Origin of the sequence: Leclercia sp. TB492 (assembly GCF_049974505.2) — a bacterium.
In the GTDB taxonomy this organism is placed as follows: Bacteria; Pseudomonadota; Gammaproteobacteria; order Enterobacterales; family Enterobacteriaceae; genus Enterobacter; species Enterobacter adecarboxylatus_C.
The window spans coordinates 3,754,041-3,770,553 of the sequence record NZ_CM127572.1 but is presented as its reverse complement, the minus strand read 5'-3'; the positions used below and the strand labels follow the sequence as shown (position 1 = coordinate 3,770,553).

Annotated in this window: 12 protein-coding genes; 9 read left to right on the top strand and 3 right to left on the bottom strand. The window is 56.4% G+C overall.

Features of this window, described 5'->3' with window-relative positions; translation table 11 throughout:
• Window positions 1–24: 24 nt before the first annotated feature.
• From relA to eno, 4 genes are all read left to right on the top strand, one after another.
• The gene (relA, locus tag ACP4QI_RS17815; protein WP_142486935.1) at window positions 25–2,262 is read left to right on the top strand and encodes a GTP diphosphokinase; all 2,238 of its coding nucleotides are present in this window, start codon (window positions 25–27) and stop codon (window positions 2,260–2,262) included.
• Between the two features lie 112 nt (window positions 2,263–2,374).
• Window positions 2,375–3,166 (top strand): nucleoside triphosphate pyrophosphohydrolase, encoded by a 792-nt coding sequence (gene mazG / locus ACP4QI_RS17810; RefSeq protein ID WP_426495685.1) that lies wholly within the window; start codon window positions 2,375–2,377, stop codon window positions 3,164–3,166.
• A 224-nt stretch (window positions 3,167–3,390) separates the two neighbouring features.
• Complete coding sequence (pyrG, locus tag ACP4QI_RS17805; RefSeq protein WP_142486933.1) at window positions 3,391–5,028, top strand: glutamine hydrolyzing CTP synthase; 1,638 nt, start codon at window positions 3,391–3,393, stop codon at window positions 5,026–5,028.
• An 82-nt stretch (window positions 5,029–5,110) separates the two neighbouring features.
• Complete coding sequence (gene eno, locus ACP4QI_RS17800) at window positions 5,111–6,406, top strand: phosphopyruvate hydratase (RefSeq protein WP_032613680.1); 1,296 nt, start codon at window positions 5,111–5,113, stop codon at window positions 6,404–6,406.
• Between the two features lie 54 nt (window positions 6,407–6,460).
• Here the strand turns inward: eno and ACP4QI_RS17795 are convergent, their stop codons facing one another.
• Window positions 6,461–7,678 (bottom strand): glycosyltransferase, encoded by a 1,218-nt coding sequence (locus ACP4QI_RS17795; protein WP_285128469.1) that lies wholly within the window; start codon window positions 7,676–7,678, stop codon window positions 6,461–6,463.
• 254 nt (window positions 7,679–7,932) lie between these two features.
• Here ACP4QI_RS17795 and queE point away from each other — a divergent pair, with 254 nt between their 5' ends.
• Window positions 7,933–8,604 (top strand): 7-carboxy-7-deazaguanine synthase QueE, encoded by a 672-nt coding sequence (queE, locus tag ACP4QI_RS17790; RefSeq protein ID WP_142486931.1) that lies wholly within the window; start codon window positions 7,933–7,935, stop codon window positions 8,602–8,604.
• A 54-nt stretch (window positions 8,605–8,658) separates the two neighbouring features.
• Here the strand turns inward: queE and queD are convergent, their stop codons facing one another.
• Window positions 8,659–9,021, bottom strand: a complete 363-nt coding sequence (gene queD / locus ACP4QI_RS17785) for a 6-carboxytetrahydropterin synthase QueD (RefSeq protein WP_285128468.1) — start codon at window positions 9,019–9,021, stop codon at window positions 8,659–8,661.
• A gap of 304 nt (window positions 9,022–9,325) precedes the next feature.
• On the opposite strand from queD, the gene cysJ reads away from it, so the two are divergent.
• The 3 genes from cysJ to cysH all read left to right on the top strand — a co-directional run bounded on the left by cysJ (window position 9,326) and on the right by cysH (window position 13,651).
• Window positions 9,326–11,131, top strand: a complete 1,806-nt coding sequence (gene cysJ / locus ACP4QI_RS17780) for an NADPH-dependent assimilatory sulfite reductase flavoprotein subunit (RefSeq protein WP_307763900.1) — start codon at window positions 9,326–9,328, stop codon at window positions 11,129–11,131.
• The gene (gene cysI / locus ACP4QI_RS17775; RefSeq protein ID WP_285128465.1) at window positions 11,131–12,843 is read left to right on the top strand and encodes an assimilatory sulfite reductase (NADPH) hemoprotein subunit; all 1,713 of its coding nucleotides are present in this window, start codon (window positions 11,131–11,133) and stop codon (window positions 12,841–12,843) included. The genes cysJ and cysI overlap by 1 nt, the downstream gene beginning before the upstream one ends.
• Before the next feature lie 73 nt (window positions 12,844–12,916).
• Window positions 12,917–13,651, top strand: a complete 735-nt coding sequence (gene cysH / locus ACP4QI_RS17770) for a phosphoadenosine phosphosulfate reductase (protein ID WP_142486928.1) — start codon at window positions 12,917–12,919, stop codon at window positions 13,649–13,651.
• 90 nt (window positions 13,652–13,741) lie between these two features.
• Here the strand turns inward: cysH and ACP4QI_RS17765 are convergent, their stop codons facing one another.
• Complete coding sequence (locus ACP4QI_RS17765) at window positions 13,742–14,785, bottom strand: aminopeptidase (protein WP_156264536.1); 1,044 nt, start codon at window positions 14,783–14,785, stop codon at window positions 13,742–13,744.
• Window positions 14,786–15,024: 239 nt separating this feature from the next.
• Between ACP4QI_RS17765 and cysG the strand changes: the two genes are divergently transcribed.
• The gene (gene cysG, locus ACP4QI_RS17760; RefSeq protein WP_142486926.1) at window positions 15,025–16,383 is read left to right on the top strand and encodes a siroheme synthase CysG; all 1,359 of its coding nucleotides are present in this window, start codon (window positions 15,025–15,027) and stop codon (window positions 16,381–16,383) included.
• Window positions 16,384–16,513: the final 130 nt, after the last annotated feature.

The window sequence follows — 16,513 nt, the reverse complement described above, 5'->3', positions numbered from 1 at the left end:
CAAGGGTCCCTAAAGGAGAGGACAATGGTTGCGGTAAGAAGTGCACATCTCAATAAAGCTGGTGAGTTTGACCCACAAAAATGGATCGCAAGTCTGGGGATTGCCAGCCAGCAGTCGTGTGAACGCTTAACCGAAACCTGGGCCTATTGTCTGCGCACCACGAAGGGGCATCCCGATGCGGAGCTGCTGCTGTGGCGCGGGGTGGAGATGGTGGAAATCCTCTCCATGCTGAGCATGGATATCGACACCCTGCTCGCCGCCATGCTGTTCCCGCTGGCCGATGCCGAGGTCGTCTCCGAAGAGGTGCTGCGCGAAAGCGTCGGTAAATCGATCGTGTCGCTGATCCACGGCGTGCGCGACATGGCGGCGATCCGCCAGCTGAAGGCCACCCACACCGACTCCGTCTCCTCAGAACAGGTCGACAACGTTCGCCGTATGCTGCTGGCGATGGTGGATGACTTCCGCTGCGTGGTTATTAAGCTTGCCGAACGCGTCGCCCATCTGCGGGAAGTGAAGGACGCGCCGGAAGACGAACGCGTGCTGGCGGCGAAAGAGTGCACCAATATCTATGCCCCGCTGGCGAACCGGCTGGGGATCGGGCAGCTGAAATGGGAGCTGGAAGATTACTGCTTCCGCTATCTGCACCCGGCGGAATATAAACGTATCGCTAAACTGCTGCACGAGCGCCGTATCGATCGCGAACACTATATCGAGGAGTTTGTCGGCGGCTTACGTCAGTCGATGAAAGAAGAGGGCGTGAAGGCCGAAGTCTACGGCCGGCCGAAGCATATCTACAGCATCTGGCGCAAAATGCAGAAAAAGCATCTCGCCTTTGATGAGCTGTTTGATGTGCGCGCCGTGCGCATCGTGGCCGAGCGTTTGCAGGACTGCTACGCCGCGCTGGGGATTGTTCATACCCACTTCCGCCACATGCCGGATGAGTTTGACGACTACGTCGCCAATCCGAAACCGAACGGCTACCAGTCGATCCATACCGTGGTGCTGGGGCCGGGCGGTAAACCGGTCGAAATCCAGATCCGCACCAAACAGATGCACGAAGAGTCCGAGCTGGGCGTTGCCGCGCACTGGAAGTACAAAGAGGGCACCTCAGGCGGGGCGCGCTCCGGCCACGAGGATCGCATCGCCTGGCTGCGTAAGCTGATTGCGTGGCAGGAAGAGATGGCCGACTCCGGCGAGATGCTCGACGAAGTGCGCAGCCAGGTCTTTGACGACCGGGTCTACGTCTTTACGCCGAAAGGCGACGTGGTTGACCTGCCGGCAGGCTCAACGCCGCTCGACTTCGCCTACCATATCCATAGCGACGTGGGGCACCGCTGCATCGGCGCCAAAATTGGCGGGCGCATCGTGCCGTTCACCTATCAGCTGCAGATGGGCGATCAGGTGGACATCATCACCCAGAAACAGCCGAACCCGAGCCGCGACTGGCTGAACCCGAACCTGGGCTATATCACCACCAGCCGCGGACGCTCCAAGATCCACGCCTGGTTCCGCAAGCAGGATCGTGACAAGAACATCCTTGCCGGTCGTCAGATCCTTGACGACGAGCTGGAGCATCTGGGCATCCACCTGAAAGAGGCGGAAAAGCAGCTGCTGCCGCGCTACAACTTCAACGAGCTGGATGAGCTGCTGGCCGCCATCGGCGGCGGGGATATTCGTCTTAACCAGATGGTGAATTTCCTGCAGGCGCAGTTCAACAAACCGAGCGCGGCGGAGCAGGATGCGGCGGCGCTGAAGCAGCTGCAGCAGAAGAGCTACACTCCGCAGCACCGCAGCAAAGAAAAAGACAACGGCAGGGTCGTGGTGGAAGGCGTCGGTAACCTGATGCACCACATTGCCCGCTGCTGCCAGCCGATCCCGGGTGACGAGATCGTCGGCTTTATTACCCAGGGGCGCGGGATCTCTATCCACCGTGCGGACTGCGATCAGCTCGAGGATTTACAGTCTCACGCGCCGGAACGTATCGTTGATGCGGTGTGGGGCGAGAGTTACTCTGCGGGCTATTCGCTGGTAGTGCGGGTCTCGGCCAACGATCGCAGCGGCCTGCTGCGCGACATTACCACCATTCTGGCGAACGAAAAGGTGAACGTGCTGGGCGTCGCCAGCCGCAGCGACACCCGTCAGCAGCTCGCCACCATCGATATGACCATCGAAATCTATAACCTGCAGGTGCTGGGCCGGGTGCTCGGCAAGCTGAACCAGGTGCCGGATGTGATCGACGCCCGTCGTCTGCACGGCGGGTAATCCATCGCACATTCTTCTCTCCGGCGGCGTGTTGCTTGCCGGGGCTACGCTTTCACGTAGGCCGGGTAAGGCGCAGCCGCCACCCGGCGTTACCGATTTCACAGGATAAGACATGACCCAAATCGACCGCCTGCTCAGCATTATGCAACGTCTGCGCGACCCGGAAACCGGCTGTCCGTGGGATAAAGAGCAGACTTTCGCCACCATCGCCCCCTACACCCTGGAAGAGACCTACGAGGTGCTGGATGCCATCTCCCGGGAGGATTTTGACGATCTGCGCGGCGAGCTGGGCGACCTGCTGTTCCAGGTCGTGTTCTACGCCCAGATGGCCCAGGAAGAGGGTCGCTTTGATTTCAATGATATCTGTGCCGCCATCAGCGATAAGCTGGAGCGTCGCCACCCGCACATTTTTGGCGATGCCACCGCTGAAAACAGTACTGAAGTGCTGGCCCGCTGGGAGCAGATCAAAAGCGCAGAGCGCGCTGAAAAATCGCAGCATTCAGCGCTGGACGATATCCCGTTAAGCCTGCCGGCGCTAATGCGCGCGCACAAGATCCAGAAACGCTGCTCGACGGTCGGGTTTGACTGGACCTCATTAGGCCCGGTGCTCGATAAAGTCCATGAAGAGATCGACGAGGTGATGCACGAAGCGCAGCAGGCGGTAGTGGATCAGGAGAAGGTCGAAGAGGAGATGGGCGATCTGCTGTTTGCTACCGTCAACCTTTCACGTCATTTGGGCGTCAAAGCCGAAGTGGCGCTGCAAAAAGCCAACCTCAAATTCGAACGCCGTTTCCGGGAAGTGGAGCGCATTATCGCTGCCCGCGGCCTGAAAATGACCGGCGTGGACCTTGAGGCGATGGAAGAAGTATGGCAGGAAGTAAAACGCCAGGAATCTGATCTCTAACGAGTTTTTGCGATCAAGCGCAATTTGTGTGATTTTTTAAATGACAAGCGCTTGATTTGCGTCAAAAACATTTACCCAAAAGGGGCTATTTTCTCACTCCCAATATGAGTCAAAGCCTGAGACAGGAGACGGAGAATGAAAGTTTGTGGCGCTCGCCGTGTTCGGGTATACTACTTTCCCGTCCTGGTTATTCCATCGTTTCACCCTAACTTCTCAGGTTCAGCATGACAACGAACTATATTTTTGTGACCGGCGGGGTTGTATCCTCTCTGGGTAAAGGCATTGCCGCAGCCTCCCTCGCAGCCATTCTTGAAGCCCGTGGCCTCAATGTGACCATGATGAAGCTGGATCCGTACATCAACGTCGATCCAGGTACCATGAGCCCGATCCAACACGGGGAAGTGTTCGTTACTGAAGACGGCGCTGAAACCGACCTGGACCTGGGTCACTACGAGCGTTTCATTCGCACCAAAATGACCCGTCGTAACAACTTCACGACTGGCCGTATCTACTCCGACGTTCTGCGCAAAGAGCGCCGTGGCGACTATCTGGGCGCTACCGTTCAGGTTATCCCGCACATCACCAACGCCATTAAAGAGCGTGTTCTGGCAGGTGGCGAAGGCCACGACGTGGTGCTGGTCGAAATCGGCGGTACTGTAGGTGATATCGAATCCCTGCCGTTCCTTGAAGCGATTCGCCAGCTGGCGGTAGATATTGGTCGTGAACACGCGCTCTTCATGCACCTGACCCTGGTGCCGTACATGGCTGCCGCAGGTGAAGTGAAAACCAAACCGACTCAGCACTCCGTGAAAGAGCTGCTCTCCATCGGTATTCAGCCTGACATCCTGGTTTGCCGTTCCGATCGTGCCGTTCCGGCCAACGAACGTGCGAAAATTGCATTGTTCTGTAACGTGCCAGAAAAAGCCGTTATTTCAATGAAAGATGTCGATTCCATTTATAAAATCCCGGGCCTGTTGAAATCACAGGGTCTGGACGATTATATTTGTAAACGATTCAGCTTGAACTGTCCGGAAGCTAACCTGTCTGAATGGGAACAGGTTATTTATGAAGAAGCGAACCCGGCAGGCGAAGTGACTATCGGTATGGTCGGCAAGTACATTGAACTGCCGGACGCCTATAAGTCAGTTATCGAAGCGCTGAAACACGGTGGCCTGAAGAACCGCGTAACCGTCAACATCAAGCTGATTGATTCGCAGGATGTTGAAACCCGCGGTGTCGAAATTCTGAAAGATCTGGATGCTATTCTGATCCCTGGCGGCTTCGGCTACCGTGGCGTTGAAGGCAAGATCGCTACCGCACGCTATGCGCGTGAAAACAATATTCCTTACCTCGGCATTTGCCTGGGTATGCAGGTTGCGCTGATTGAATTTGCCCGCAACGTGGTGGGGATGGAAAACGCGAACTCTACGGAATTTGTGCCAGACTGTAAGTACCCTGTTGTGGCGCTTATTACCGAATGGCGCGACGAAGAAGGTAATGTCGAAGTCCGTACCGAGAAGAGCGATCTGGGTGGCACAATGCGTCTGGGCTCTCAGGCCTGTCAGCTTTCCGACGACAGCCTGGTACGCCAGATGTACGGTGCGCCGACAATCACTGAACGCCATCGTCACCGTTATGAAGTCAACAACCTGCTGTTGAAACAAATTGAAGCTGCGGGCCTGCGTATTGCGGGCCGCTCCGGGGATGATCAGTTGGTCGAGATCATCGAAGTGCCGAACCACCCATGGTTCGTCGCCTGTCAGTTCCACCCGGAATTTACTTCTACGCCGCGTGATGGACATCCGCTGTTTGCTGGCTTTGTGAAAGCCGCCAATGAGTTCCAGAAGCGTCAGGCGAAGTAAGAAAAGTTAGAACGGCAGCGCGTACCAGGGGTACGCGTTGTTTGTCTGGAGTTTTAGTTTAACTTGTACTGAGGAAAATCTAATGTCCAAAATCGTTAAAGTCATCGGTCGTGAAATCATCGACTCCCGTGGTAACCCGACTGTTGAAGCCGAAGTACACCTGGAAGGTGGTTTCGTCGGTATGGCAGCTGCGCCGTCAGGTGCATCTACTGGTTCCCGCGAAGCGCTGGAACTGCGCGATGGCGACAAATCCCGTTTCCTGGGCAAAGGCGTAACCAAAGCTGTTGGCGCGGTTAATGGCCCAATCGCACAGGCAATCCTTGGCAAAGACGCCAAAGACCAGGCTGGCATCGATAAAATCATGATCGATCTGGACGGTACTGAAAACAAATCTAACTTCGGTGCGAACGCAATCCTGGCTGTTTCCCTGGCGAACGCCAAAGCAGCTGCTGCTTCTAAAGGTCAGCCACTGTTCGAACACATCGCTGAACTGAACGGCACTCCAGGCAAATACTCTATGCCAGTTCCGATGATGAACATCATCAACGGCGGCGAGCACGCAGACAACAACGTTGATATTCAGGAGTTCATGATTCAGCCAGTTGGCGCGAAAACCCTGAAAGAAGCAGTACGTATGGGTTCTGAAGTGTTCCACAACCTGGCTAAAGTTCTGAAAGCTAAAGGTATGAACACTGCTGTAGGTGACGAAGGTGGTTATGCACCTAACCTGGGTTCCAACGCCGAAGCACTGGCTGTAATCGCTGAAGCGGTTAAAGCAGCAGGCTACGAGCTGGGCACCGACATCACCCTGGCGATGGACTGTGCAGCATCTGAATTCTACAAAGACGGTAAATACGTTCTGGCTGGCGAAGGCAACAAAGCCTTCACCTCTGAAGAGTTCACTCACTTCCTGGAAGACCTGACCAAACAGTACCCAATCGTCTCTATCGAAGACGGTCTGGACGAATCTGACTGGGATGGCTTCGCATACCAGACTAAAGTACTGGGCGACAAAATCCAGCTGGTTGGTGACGATCTGTTCGTAACCAACACCAAGATCCTGAAAGAAGGTATCGAGAAAGGCATCGTTAACTCCATCCTGATCAAATTCAACCAGATCGGTTCTCTGACCGAAACTCTGGCTGCGATCAAAATGGCGAAAGACGCTGGCTACACTGCCGTTATCTCTCACCGTTCAGGCGAAACTGAAGACGCGACCATCGCTGACCTGGCTGTTGGTACCGCTGCTGGCCAGATCAAAACGGGTTCTATGAGCCGTTCTGACCGTGTTGCTAAATACAACCAGCTGATTCGTATCGAAGAAGCGCTGGGCGAAAAAGCACCATACAACGGTCGTAAAGAGATCAAAGGTCAGTAATTCATTCTGAACCTTCATCTTTAGAAAAAACCCGCTTCGGCGGGTTTTTTTTTATCATGACACCGTCGGTACGCGATGACGTGTACATACCGCCTGTTCAATAATATCGGCAGCCCGTGCTGCCCCTCCGGCGTTTATCAGTTGAGTCTGGAGAGCGGTGATGCGCTGCGTGTACTGCTTATTTTCCAGCAGGTCGAGAAGATGCTGGCTGAGCGTGCGGCTCGGCGAAAAACGGCAAGCCTTAAGGCCAATGCCGCTGAAGACGACTCGGGCGGCGACGCCTGGCTGATCAAACGCCAGAGGCACGGCGAGGATCGGCGTGGCGGTGGCGATGGCATCCATAACCGTATTCAGCCCTGCGTGGGTGATGACGGCGCTGGCATCGCGCAATACCGCCAGCTGATCGGTAAATCCTATGGTATGCGCCCCCGCATGTGCCAGCCGGGCGGTTTGACTGGCATTTAGTCCGTCACAGTGGGCAATAAGCAAGGGCACTCCAGCCTGTCGGCAGGCGCGGGCAATCTTGCGGAACAGCCCATAGCGATAGCCCTGGAGCGTGCCTAATGACGCAAAAACAAACGGCTTTTTATTGCCGGAAGAAACCCTTGGCGGATCGTAGCGTAGCGGGCCTACCGCATGGAAGCAGGCGGGCAAGGTGCGTGGAAAATCAAAGCCTGGGATGGTCTGGCTGATTTGCGCCAACGGAGACAGGCATTGATCCAGCCTGGTGCGCGAGGCCAGGCCAAATGCCCGGGCATGACGGGCAATGACCCGCCCCTGTCTCGACATCAGCCAGTCATAAACATCCGCGCTGGAGGCGTATAATTTCCGGCTGCGATCGCTGGTGCCATAGCGAAAAGGCATCACCGGCAAGGGGATGGTGTTATCCCGGTTTACCGGCAGGGCGCAGCAGATGGAGATAAAGGGCAGGTTGAGCGCTTGAGCAACCAGCCCTCCTGCCGGCTCCATCTGATCGACAATCACGGCGTCAATATTGTGCCGTTGGAAGGCGAGGGGCAGTTCACGGCACAGCATATCGGTAACGCTTGCCATACCTGATATCAGGCGAAAAAACCCCGGCTCGTTCATCGCTGACGACGTTGGGTGACCCACTGCGATGAAGTTTGCCTGCGGTTCCCTAAGCAAGGTGCGAGCCTCTTCCTGCTGAAAAAAAGTGACCCGATGGCCGCGCACGATAAGGTGTTTTGCCAGTGCTTCCATAGCGTGCATATGGCTGTATAACGGTAGCGTTATTACCGCAAAATGGCTCATTCTGCTTGTCCAGTATTCTGATGGCTACTCAGTCAAGGGGGTTAACATCGACGCGAGCCGGGTGGGCGATATCTTAAAAGCGTAGCGTAAGTTTTCATGTTTTTAACATTGCCTTCCGACGACGGCTTTCCACCTTAAGGCTGTTAACCTGGCTATCCTTAAACTGACAGGAATAAAATCGTGGCCAGGGTTGTTTTGCCTGATTATGTGCGATCTGCAATAATGCCCACCTGTAAATCTGACCAGAGATAACTATGCAGTACCCGATTAATGAGATGTTCCAGACCCTGCAAGGCGAGGGTTACTTCACCGGCGTTCCCGCTATCTTCATTCGTTTGCAGGGATGCCCGGTTGGCTGTGCCTGGTGTGATACCAAACATACCTGGGAAACGCTTAGCGATCGGGAAGTGTCACTGTTCAGCATCCTGGCCAAAACCAAAGAGAGTGATAAATGGGGCGCGGCGAACCCGGAAGATCTGCTGGCGATTATTGGTCGTCAGGGCTGGACGGCGCGCCATGTGGTGATCACCGGCGGGGAACCCTGCATTCACGATCTCTTGCCGCTGACCACACTGCTCGAAAAAAATGGCTTTAGCTGCCAGATTGAGACCAGCGGAACGCACGAAGTGCGCTGCTCCCACACCACCTGGGTGACGGTATCGCCAAAAGTGAATATGCGTGGCGGTTACGAAGTGTTGTCCCAGGCGCTGGAGCGTGCCGACGAGATTAAGCACCCGGTAGGGCGCGTTCGTGATATTGAAGCGCTGGATGAACTGCTGGCGACGCTGACCGATGACAAACAGCGGGTGATTGCTTTACAGCCGATCAGTCAGAAAGAGGACGCCACGCGTCTGTGCATTGAGACCTGTATTGCGCGTAACTGGCGACTGTCGATGCAGACTCACAAATACCTGAACATTGCCTGATAAAAAGCCCGGTGGCGCGAACGCTTACCGGGCTTATAACGCTTGCCGGTCTGATTACCCGCGATACACACAGCCTGCCGTGCAGGTCTCTTTGATCATCACTGCGCTCAGCAGGGGCACCAGCGGCTTAATCTCATCCCAGATCCACTTCGCCAGCACTTCGCTGGTCGGATTCTCCAGTCCTGGAATATCATTCAGATAGTAGTGATCGAGGCGGTTATAGGTTGGCTTAAACGCGGCCTTCAGCTCGGCAAAATCCATGATCCAACCGGTATGCGGATCGACTTCACCCGTGATCTCCAGGCGCACCATAAAGGAGTGCCCGTGGAGGCGACCACATTTATGCCCTTCCGGGACGTGAGGGAGATGGTGGGCGGCTTCGAAGATGAAATCTTTAAACAGTGTGGTGGACATCATGAACTCTCAAAAATGCGGAAAAAACCGCCGCATAATACCGGAAAGGACATTTTTTATCATTACCTAAAACGGCCATTCATAACCGGCTGGTTTTTCGAGACCACTAACTCGGTTTTTTCCTATAATTTTCAACTGGTTAATTAATCGCTTTTATCGTTAAGAACGATAGCAAAAACAGGTTAGTCCATTTGGTTATTTATTATTTCCATCCCGTCTTTAATTGTTATGATCCGCGCCGTTAACCTTACACTCTGTTCTGTCTTTCAGATAAAAATTCAGCTTTGCTACTGGAACATAACGACGCATGACAACACAGGCCCCACCTTCAAATTTGCTTCCCCTGAACCCGGAGCAACTGGCACGCCTGCAGGCGGCCACCACTGATTTTTCGCCTACCCAGCTTGCCTGGGTCTCCGGTTATTTCTGGGGAATGCTCAATCAACAGCCGGGTGCTGTGGTGAGTGCACCGGCTGCAGCCGTTGAGATCCCGGCAATTACGCTTATCTCCGCTTCGCAAACCGGCAATGCCCGTCGCGTGGCGGAAGCCCTGCGGGACGATCTGCTCGCGGCCAAACTGAACGTGAACCTGGTGAACGCCGGGGATTATAAATTTAAGCAAATCGCGTCAGAGAAGCTGGTCGTTGTCGTGACCTCTACCCAGGGTGAAGGTGAGCCGCCTGAAGAAGCGGTTGCGCTGCATAAGTTCCTGTTCTCGAAAAAAGCGCCAAAACTGGCGGGCACCGCCTTTGCGGTCTTCGGCCTTGGCGACTCCTCCTATGAATTCTTCTGCCAGTCGGGCAAAGATTTTGACAGCAAGCTGGCCGAGCTGGGCGGTGAGCGCCTGCTGGACCGCGTAGATACTGATGTCGAATACCAGGCCGCGGCTGCCGAATGGCGCGCGCGCATTGTCGATGTGCTGAAAGCCCGCGTGCCGAAAGAGACGCCTGCGCAGGCAACCCTCACCGCGACGGGCGTGGTCAACGATATTCACACCAGCCCGTACACCAAAGAAGCCCCGCTGACGGCGAGCCTCTCGGTTAACCAGAAAATCACCGGTCGCGACTCTGAAAAAGACGTGCGCCATATCGAAATCGATTTGGGCGACTCCGGCCTGCGCTACCAGCCGGGCGATGCCCTTGGCGTCTGGTATCAGAACGATCCGGCGCTGGTCAAAGAGCTGGTTGAGCTGCTGTGGCTGAAGGGCGATGAGCCGGTCAGCGTAGACGGCAAAACCCTGCCGCTCTCTGAAGCGCTGCAGTGGCATTTCGAGTTGACCGTCAACACCGCCAACATTGTGGAAAACTACGCCACCCTGACCCGCAGTGAATCCCTGCTGCCGTTGGTGGGTGACAAAGCCAAACTGCAACAATATGCCGCTACCACCCCAATCGTCGATATGGTGCGTTTTGCCCCGGCACAGCTGGACGCCGACGCGCTGATTGGCCTGCTGCGCCCGCTGACGCCGCGTCTGTATTCTATTGCCTCTGCGCAAGCCGAGGTGGAGAGCGAAGTCCACGTCACCGTGGGTGTCGTGCGTTATGACATCGAAGGCCGTGCCCGTGCCGGTGGTGCCTCCAGTTTCCTGGCGGATCGCGTGGAAGAAGAGGGCGAGGTGCGGGTCTTTATCGAGCACAACGACAACTTCCGTTTGCCAGCCAACCCGGAAACGCCGGTAATTATGATTGGCCCGGGCACCGGCATTGCGCCGTTCCGCGCCTTTATGCAGCAGCGTGCCGCCGACGAAGCGCCGGGCAAAAACTGGCTGTTCTTCGGCAACCCACACTTCACCGAGGATTTCCTCTACCAGGTGGAGTGGCAGCGCTACGTGAAAGAAGGGGTTCTGAGCCGCATCGATCTGGCCTGGTCCCGGGATCAAAAACAAAAAATATACGTACAAGACAAACTGCGCGAACAGGGCGCAGAGCTGTGGCGCTGGATCAATGACGGTGCCCACATTTATGTCTGCGGCGACGCCAATCGCATGGCGAAAGACGTTGAGCAGGCGTTGCTGGAAGTGATTGCTGAATTCGGTGGCATGGATACTGAATCGGCGGATGAATTTTTAAGTGAGCTGCGCGTCGAGCGCCGTTATCAGCGAGATGTCTACTAATGAGCGAAAAACATCCTGGCCCTCTGGTGGTCGAAGGCAAACTGTCTGATGCCGAGCGCATGAAGGTTGAGAGCAACTACCTGCGCGGCACCATTGCTGAAGATTTAAACGACGGTCTGACCGGCGGTTTCAAAGGCGACAACTTCCTGCTGATCCGTTTCCACGGCATGTACCAGCAGGACGATCGCGATATCCGTGCCGAGCGTGCTGAGCAGAAGCTGGAGCCGCGTCACGCGATGCTGCTGCGCTGCCGTCTGCCGGGCGGCATCATCACCACCAAACAGTGGCAGGCGATCGACAAGTTCGCCCATGACAACACCATTTACGGCAGCATCCGTCTGACCAACCGTCAGACCTTCCAGTTCCACGGTATTCTGAAGAAGAACGTGAAGCCGGTACACCAGATGCTGCACTCCGTCGGGCTGGACGCGCTGGCGACCGCCAACGACATGAACCGTAACGTGTTGTGTACCTCCAACCCGTACGAGTCCGAGCTGCATGCCGAAGCCTACGAGTGGGCGAAGAAGATCTCCGAACATCTGCTGCCACGCACCCGCGCCTATGCCGAGATTTGGCTGGATCAGGAGAAGGTTGCGACCACCGACGAAGAGCCGATCCTCGGTCAGACCTATCTGCCGCGTAAGTTTAAAACTACGGTGGTGATCCCGCCGCAGAACGATATCGATCTGCACGCCAACGACATGAACTTCGTGGCGATTGCCGAGAACGGCAAGCTGGTGGGCTTTAACCTGCTGGTGGGCGGTGGTCTGTCGATTGAGCATGGTAACAAGAAAACCTACGCCCGCACCGCGAGCGAGTTCGGCTATCTGCCGCTGGAGCACACCCTGGCGGTGGCCGAAGCGGTAGTGACCACCCAGCGTGACTGGGGTAACCGTACCGATCGTAAAAACGCCAAGACCAAATACACGCTGGAACGCGTGGGCGTTGAGACCTTTAAAGAAGAAGTGGAGCGTCGGGCCGGCATCAAGTTTGAGCCGATCCGCCCTTACGAATTTACCGGTCGCGGCGATCGCATCGGTTGGGTAAAGGGTATCGACAATAAATGGCACCTGACGCTGTTTATTGAGAACGGTCGTATTCTCGATTATCCGGGCCGTCCGCTGAAAACCGGCCTGCTGGAAATTTCGAAGATCCACAAGGGCGAGTTCCGCATTACCGCCAACCAGAACCTGATCATTGCCGGGGTGCCGGAAAGCGAGAAAGCGAAGATCGAGAAGCTGGCGCGGGATCACGCTCTGATGGACGCGGTCAAACCGCAGCGTGAAAACTCGATGGCCTGCGTCTCCTTCCCGACCTGTCCGCTGGCGATGGCTGAAGCCGAGCGCTTCCTGCCGTCGTTCACCGATAAAGTGGAAGCGGTGCTGGAAAAACACGGCATTCCTGATGAGCATATCGTGATGCGCGTAACCGGCTGCCCGAACGGCTGTGGCCGTGCGATGCTGGCAGAGCTGGGTCTGGTGGGCAAAGCGCCCGGGCGTTATAACCTGCACCTGGGCGGGAATCGCAGCGGGACGCGCATTCCGCGTATGTATCGCGAGAACATTACGGAACCAGAAATTCTAGACTCCATAGACCTGCTTGTCGGGCGCTGGGCGAAAGAGCGCGAAGCGGGTGAAGGCTTCGGCGACTTTACGGTGCGTGCGGGCATCATTCGCCCGGTGCTCGATCCCGCAAGGGATTTCTGGGAGTAACATCCCACGGGTTTATCAGTTGTAGGCCGGGCAAACGCAGTGCCGCCCGGCAAAACAGGCAAACGAGGTTCTTATGTCCGTACTCGATCTAAACGCCCTTAACGAACTGCCGAAAGTCGAACGTATTCTGGCCCTGGCAGAAACCAACGCCCAGCTGGAGAAGCTGGATGCCGAAGGCCGCATCGCCTGGGCGCTGGAAAATCTGCCAGGTGAATACGTGCTCTCGTCGAGCTTTGGTATCCAGGCGGCGGTCAGCCTGCATCTGGTGAATAAGATCCGCCCGGACATCCCGGTGATCCTCACCGATACCGGATACCTGTTCCCGGAAACCTACCAGTTTATTGACGAGCTGACGGACAAGCTCAAGCTGAATCTGAAGGTCTACCGCGCGGAGCAGAGCGCGGCCTGGCAGGAGGCGCGTTACGGCAAGCTGTGGGAGCAGGGCGTGGAGGGCATTGAGAAATACAATGCCATCAACAAAGTCGAGCCGATGAACCGGGCGCTGTCCGACCTCAACGCTAAAACCTGGTTTGCCGGTCTGCGCCGGGATCAGTCCGGTAGCCGGGCATCACTACCGGTGCTGGCCATTCAGCGCGGGGTGTTCAAGGTGCTGCCGATCATCGACTGGGATAACCGGACCGTTTACCAGTACCTGCAGCAGCATGGCCTGAAATACCACCCGCTGTGGGATCAGGGCTATCTGTCGGTGGGGGATACCCACACCACCCGCAAATGGGAGCCGGGTATGGCAGAAGAAGAGACCCGTTTCTTTGGCCTTAAGCGCGAGTGCGGATTGCACGAAGGGTAAGTTTTGTGCCCGGGGGCGCTGTGCTTACCGGGCCTACGGTTCGTGCCGTTTTGTAGGCCCGGTAAGGCGTAGCCGCCACCGGGAATGACCTTATGCCTTTCCTGCCTTCGCCAGCTCTTTCACCAGCGGCAGCATTACGCGCACCACGTCCCGGCTGCGGTGCTCGATCCGTTTTGGCAGCGCCTCGTCAATGTACTGCAGATTATCCAGCCTGACGTTATGCCAGCTGGTTCCCTGCGGGAAGGCTTTCGATTTCGCCCGCTGCTGATAACCGTCTTTCTTACCTAATGACCAGTTGGTCGCCTCGACATACAGCACCGGGATCCCGGCTTTGTCGAAAACCTCACCGTCATTGCAGCAGCCGGTCCCTTTCGGGTAGTTGGCGTTGCCGCCCGGATTGGTGGCGGCGAAGATACCCTGGGTGCGGGCAATCGCCAGCGCGCGGTCGCGGGTTAATTTGCGCACCGGGGCAGGGGTGGTTTTGCCGCTGTTAAAATAGAGCTTATCGCCCACGATAAGGTTATCGAGGTTGATCACCAGCAGCGTGTTTTTCTTCTCGGCCGCGCTCATGCGGTTAAGCACGTTCTCGGCGCCCAGACGTCCCTCTTCTTCACCGCTGGTGGCGATAAATCGGATGCTGTACTGCGTTGGGATATTTTTCAGCTGCTCCGCCAGCTCCAGCATCACCCCGACGCCAGCGGCATTATCATCAATGCCCTGTAACGTGAGGCCGCCGAGGTTGTTATCGGCATCGCTGTCGCTCATCGGAGCGTAGGTATCCAGATGCGCCAGGATAATAATTTGCTGCGCGGCTTTACCTTCATGGGCAGCAATCACGGTGCTGCCGGTCACGTTGTGCCAGTTTTTGCTCTGGTTACGCGAAGTGTAGATATAGCGGCTCTGGAAGGTGCGGATATCGCTCTGGTAACCCATTTCGGCGAACTGCTGGCGCACATAGTCAGCGGAGAGCATCTCGGCGGGGGTGCCGGTCATACGGCCCGGGAAAAAGGTCGCTATATGACGCGCCTGCGTCGCGGCGATCTCACCCGGAAGAGGGGTTTTAGCCTGAACCGTTCCGATCAAGCAAACGCCGATCGCCAGGGCAGCGATACGGTGGCGCATTGCGGAAAACATAGTGAGTCCTTAAAAAATAGAGCAAAATTTTACCGCGCTTAGTATGAAACTGTGACCGCGCTTACACAATTTGAATTGCTCTTAAATGCCCGTAATTACGCATGTTAAGCACTTTTTGATATTTGCTTTTCCAGAGCGTTATTCCATTGAGTAACTACTCATTCCAATTCGTAATTTCATTCGCTATGAGCAGCCCCCTATAGTCCCACTATTCCTGGTTGTTAGCGAGTTGTAGCATTGTGGATTACCTTCCTTTATTTGCTGACATAAAAGACCGTCCGGTACTGGTGATCGGCAGCGGTGAAATTGCCGAGCGCAAAATTGCCTTTTTACATCGGGCAGGCGCGCGCGTGCAGGTGATTGCCGAAGCGGACTTTGATGAAGCGCAAATCGACAATGTGGTATTGGTCATTGCCGCAACCGAAAACCGTGCGCTCAACCAGCGCATCTCTGATGCCGCCCACGCCCGTCACCGTCTGGTGAACGTGGTGGACGATCAGCCGCTGTGCTCGTTTATCTTCCCGTCGATTGTCGACCGCTCGCCGCTGTTGGTGGCGATCTCCTCCGGCGGCACCGCACCGGTGCTGGCGCGCGTCCTGCGGGAAAAAATTGAAGCGTTGCTGCCAACCAGCCTTGGCCGGATGGCAGAGAAAGCCAGCTTCTGGCGCAACCACCTGAAAACCCGCCTGACCAGCGTGGCGGAACGCCGTCGCTTCTGGGAGCGGGTGTTCCGCGGCCGCTTTGCCAGCCTGATGCAGGCCGGTAATGAGACGGCGGCGCAGCAGCTTCTTGAGGACGAACTGGATAACCCGGGCAGCACCAGCGGGGAGATCATCCTCGTCGGAGCGGGGCCGGGCGATGCCGGGCTACTGACGCTTCGCGGCCTGCAGGTACTCCAGGATGCGGACGTGGTGTTCTACGACCATCTGGTGACCGAGGGTATACGCGAGCTTATTCGTCGCGACGCCGAGCAGATCTGCGTCGGCAAACGCGCGGGCGGACACGCCGTACCGCAGCACGACACTAATCAGATGCTGATTGCCGCAGCGAAAGCGGGCAAGACCGTGGTGCGTCTCAAAGGCGGCGATCCCTTTATCTTTGGCCGCGGCGGCGAAGAGCTACAGGCAGCCGCCGAAGCGGGCGTACCCTTCCAGGTGGTGCCGGGGATCACCGCGGCCTCCGCGGTAACGGCCTATGCCGGTATTCCGCTGACGCACCGGGATTACGCCCAGAGCGTCACCTTTGTCACCGGTCACTACAAGGCCGACAGCACCCCGTTCGACTGGACCCATCTGGCCCAGAGTCGTCAGACGCTGGCGATCTATATGGGCACCATGAAGGCGGCGGAAATCAGTGAACAACTTATTCACCACGGGCGTGATGCAAACACGCCCGTGGCGGTGATATCCCGCGGCACGCGCGTCGATCAGCGCGTGGTGACCGGCACACTACAACACCTTGCAAGCCTGGCGAAAGACGCCCCAATGCCCGCCCTGATTGTGGTGGGTGAAGTGGTGCAGCTGCACAGCACGCTCGCCTGGTTTCAACACACTACCGACACAGAAGGGTTTGGCTCTTCTGTCGTAAATTTGGCTTAGCCCTGGAGCAACAGGCTATTTTATTTGCCATTTTTGCCCCGGACTGTGCTCGCAATCCTCACGTACTTGAGTACGCTCCGGTTGCTGTGCGCAGGCCGTGACAAAACTGGCTGCAACAATAACGCCTGTT

Excerpts from the sequence above, each read along its gene's own strand:
- relA (WP_142486935.1), top strand. The coding sequence starts at position 25 with ATGGTTGCGGTAAGAAGTGCACATCTCAATAAAGCTGGTGAGTTTGAC.
- mazG (WP_426495685.1), top strand. The coding sequence starts at position 2,375 with ATGACCCAAATCGACCGCCTGCTCAGCATTATGCAACGTCTGCGCGAC.
- pyrG (WP_142486933.1), top strand. The coding sequence starts at position 3,391 with ATGACAACGAACTATATTTTTGTGACCGGCGGGGTTGTATCCTCTCTG.
- eno (WP_032613680.1), top strand. The coding sequence starts at position 5,111 with ATGTCCAAAATCGTTAAAGTCATCGGTCGTGAAATCATCGACTCCCGT.
- ACP4QI_RS17795 (WP_285128469.1), bottom strand. The coding sequence starts at position 7,678 with ATGAGCCATTTTGCGGTAATAACGCTACCGTTATACAGCCATATGCAC.
- queE (WP_142486931.1), top strand. The coding sequence starts at position 7,933 with ATGCAGTACCCGATTAATGAGATGTTCCAGACCCTGCAAGGCGAGGGT.
- queD (WP_285128468.1), bottom strand. The coding sequence starts at position 9,021 with ATGATGTCCACCACACTGTTTAAAGATTTCATCTTCGAAGCCGCCCAC.
- cysJ (WP_307763900.1), top strand. The coding sequence starts at position 9,326 with ATGACAACACAGGCCCCACCTTCAAATTTGCTTCCCCTGAACCCGGAG.
- cysI (WP_285128465.1), top strand. The coding sequence starts at position 11,131 with ATGAGCGAAAAACATCCTGGCCCTCTGGTGGTCGAAGGCAAACTGTCT.
- cysH (WP_142486928.1), top strand. The coding sequence starts at position 12,917 with ATGTCCGTACTCGATCTAAACGCCCTTAACGAACTGCCGAAAGTCGAA.
- ACP4QI_RS17765 (WP_156264536.1), bottom strand. The coding sequence starts at position 14,785 with ATGTTTTCCGCAATGCGCCACCGTATCGCTGCCCTGGCGATCGGCGTT.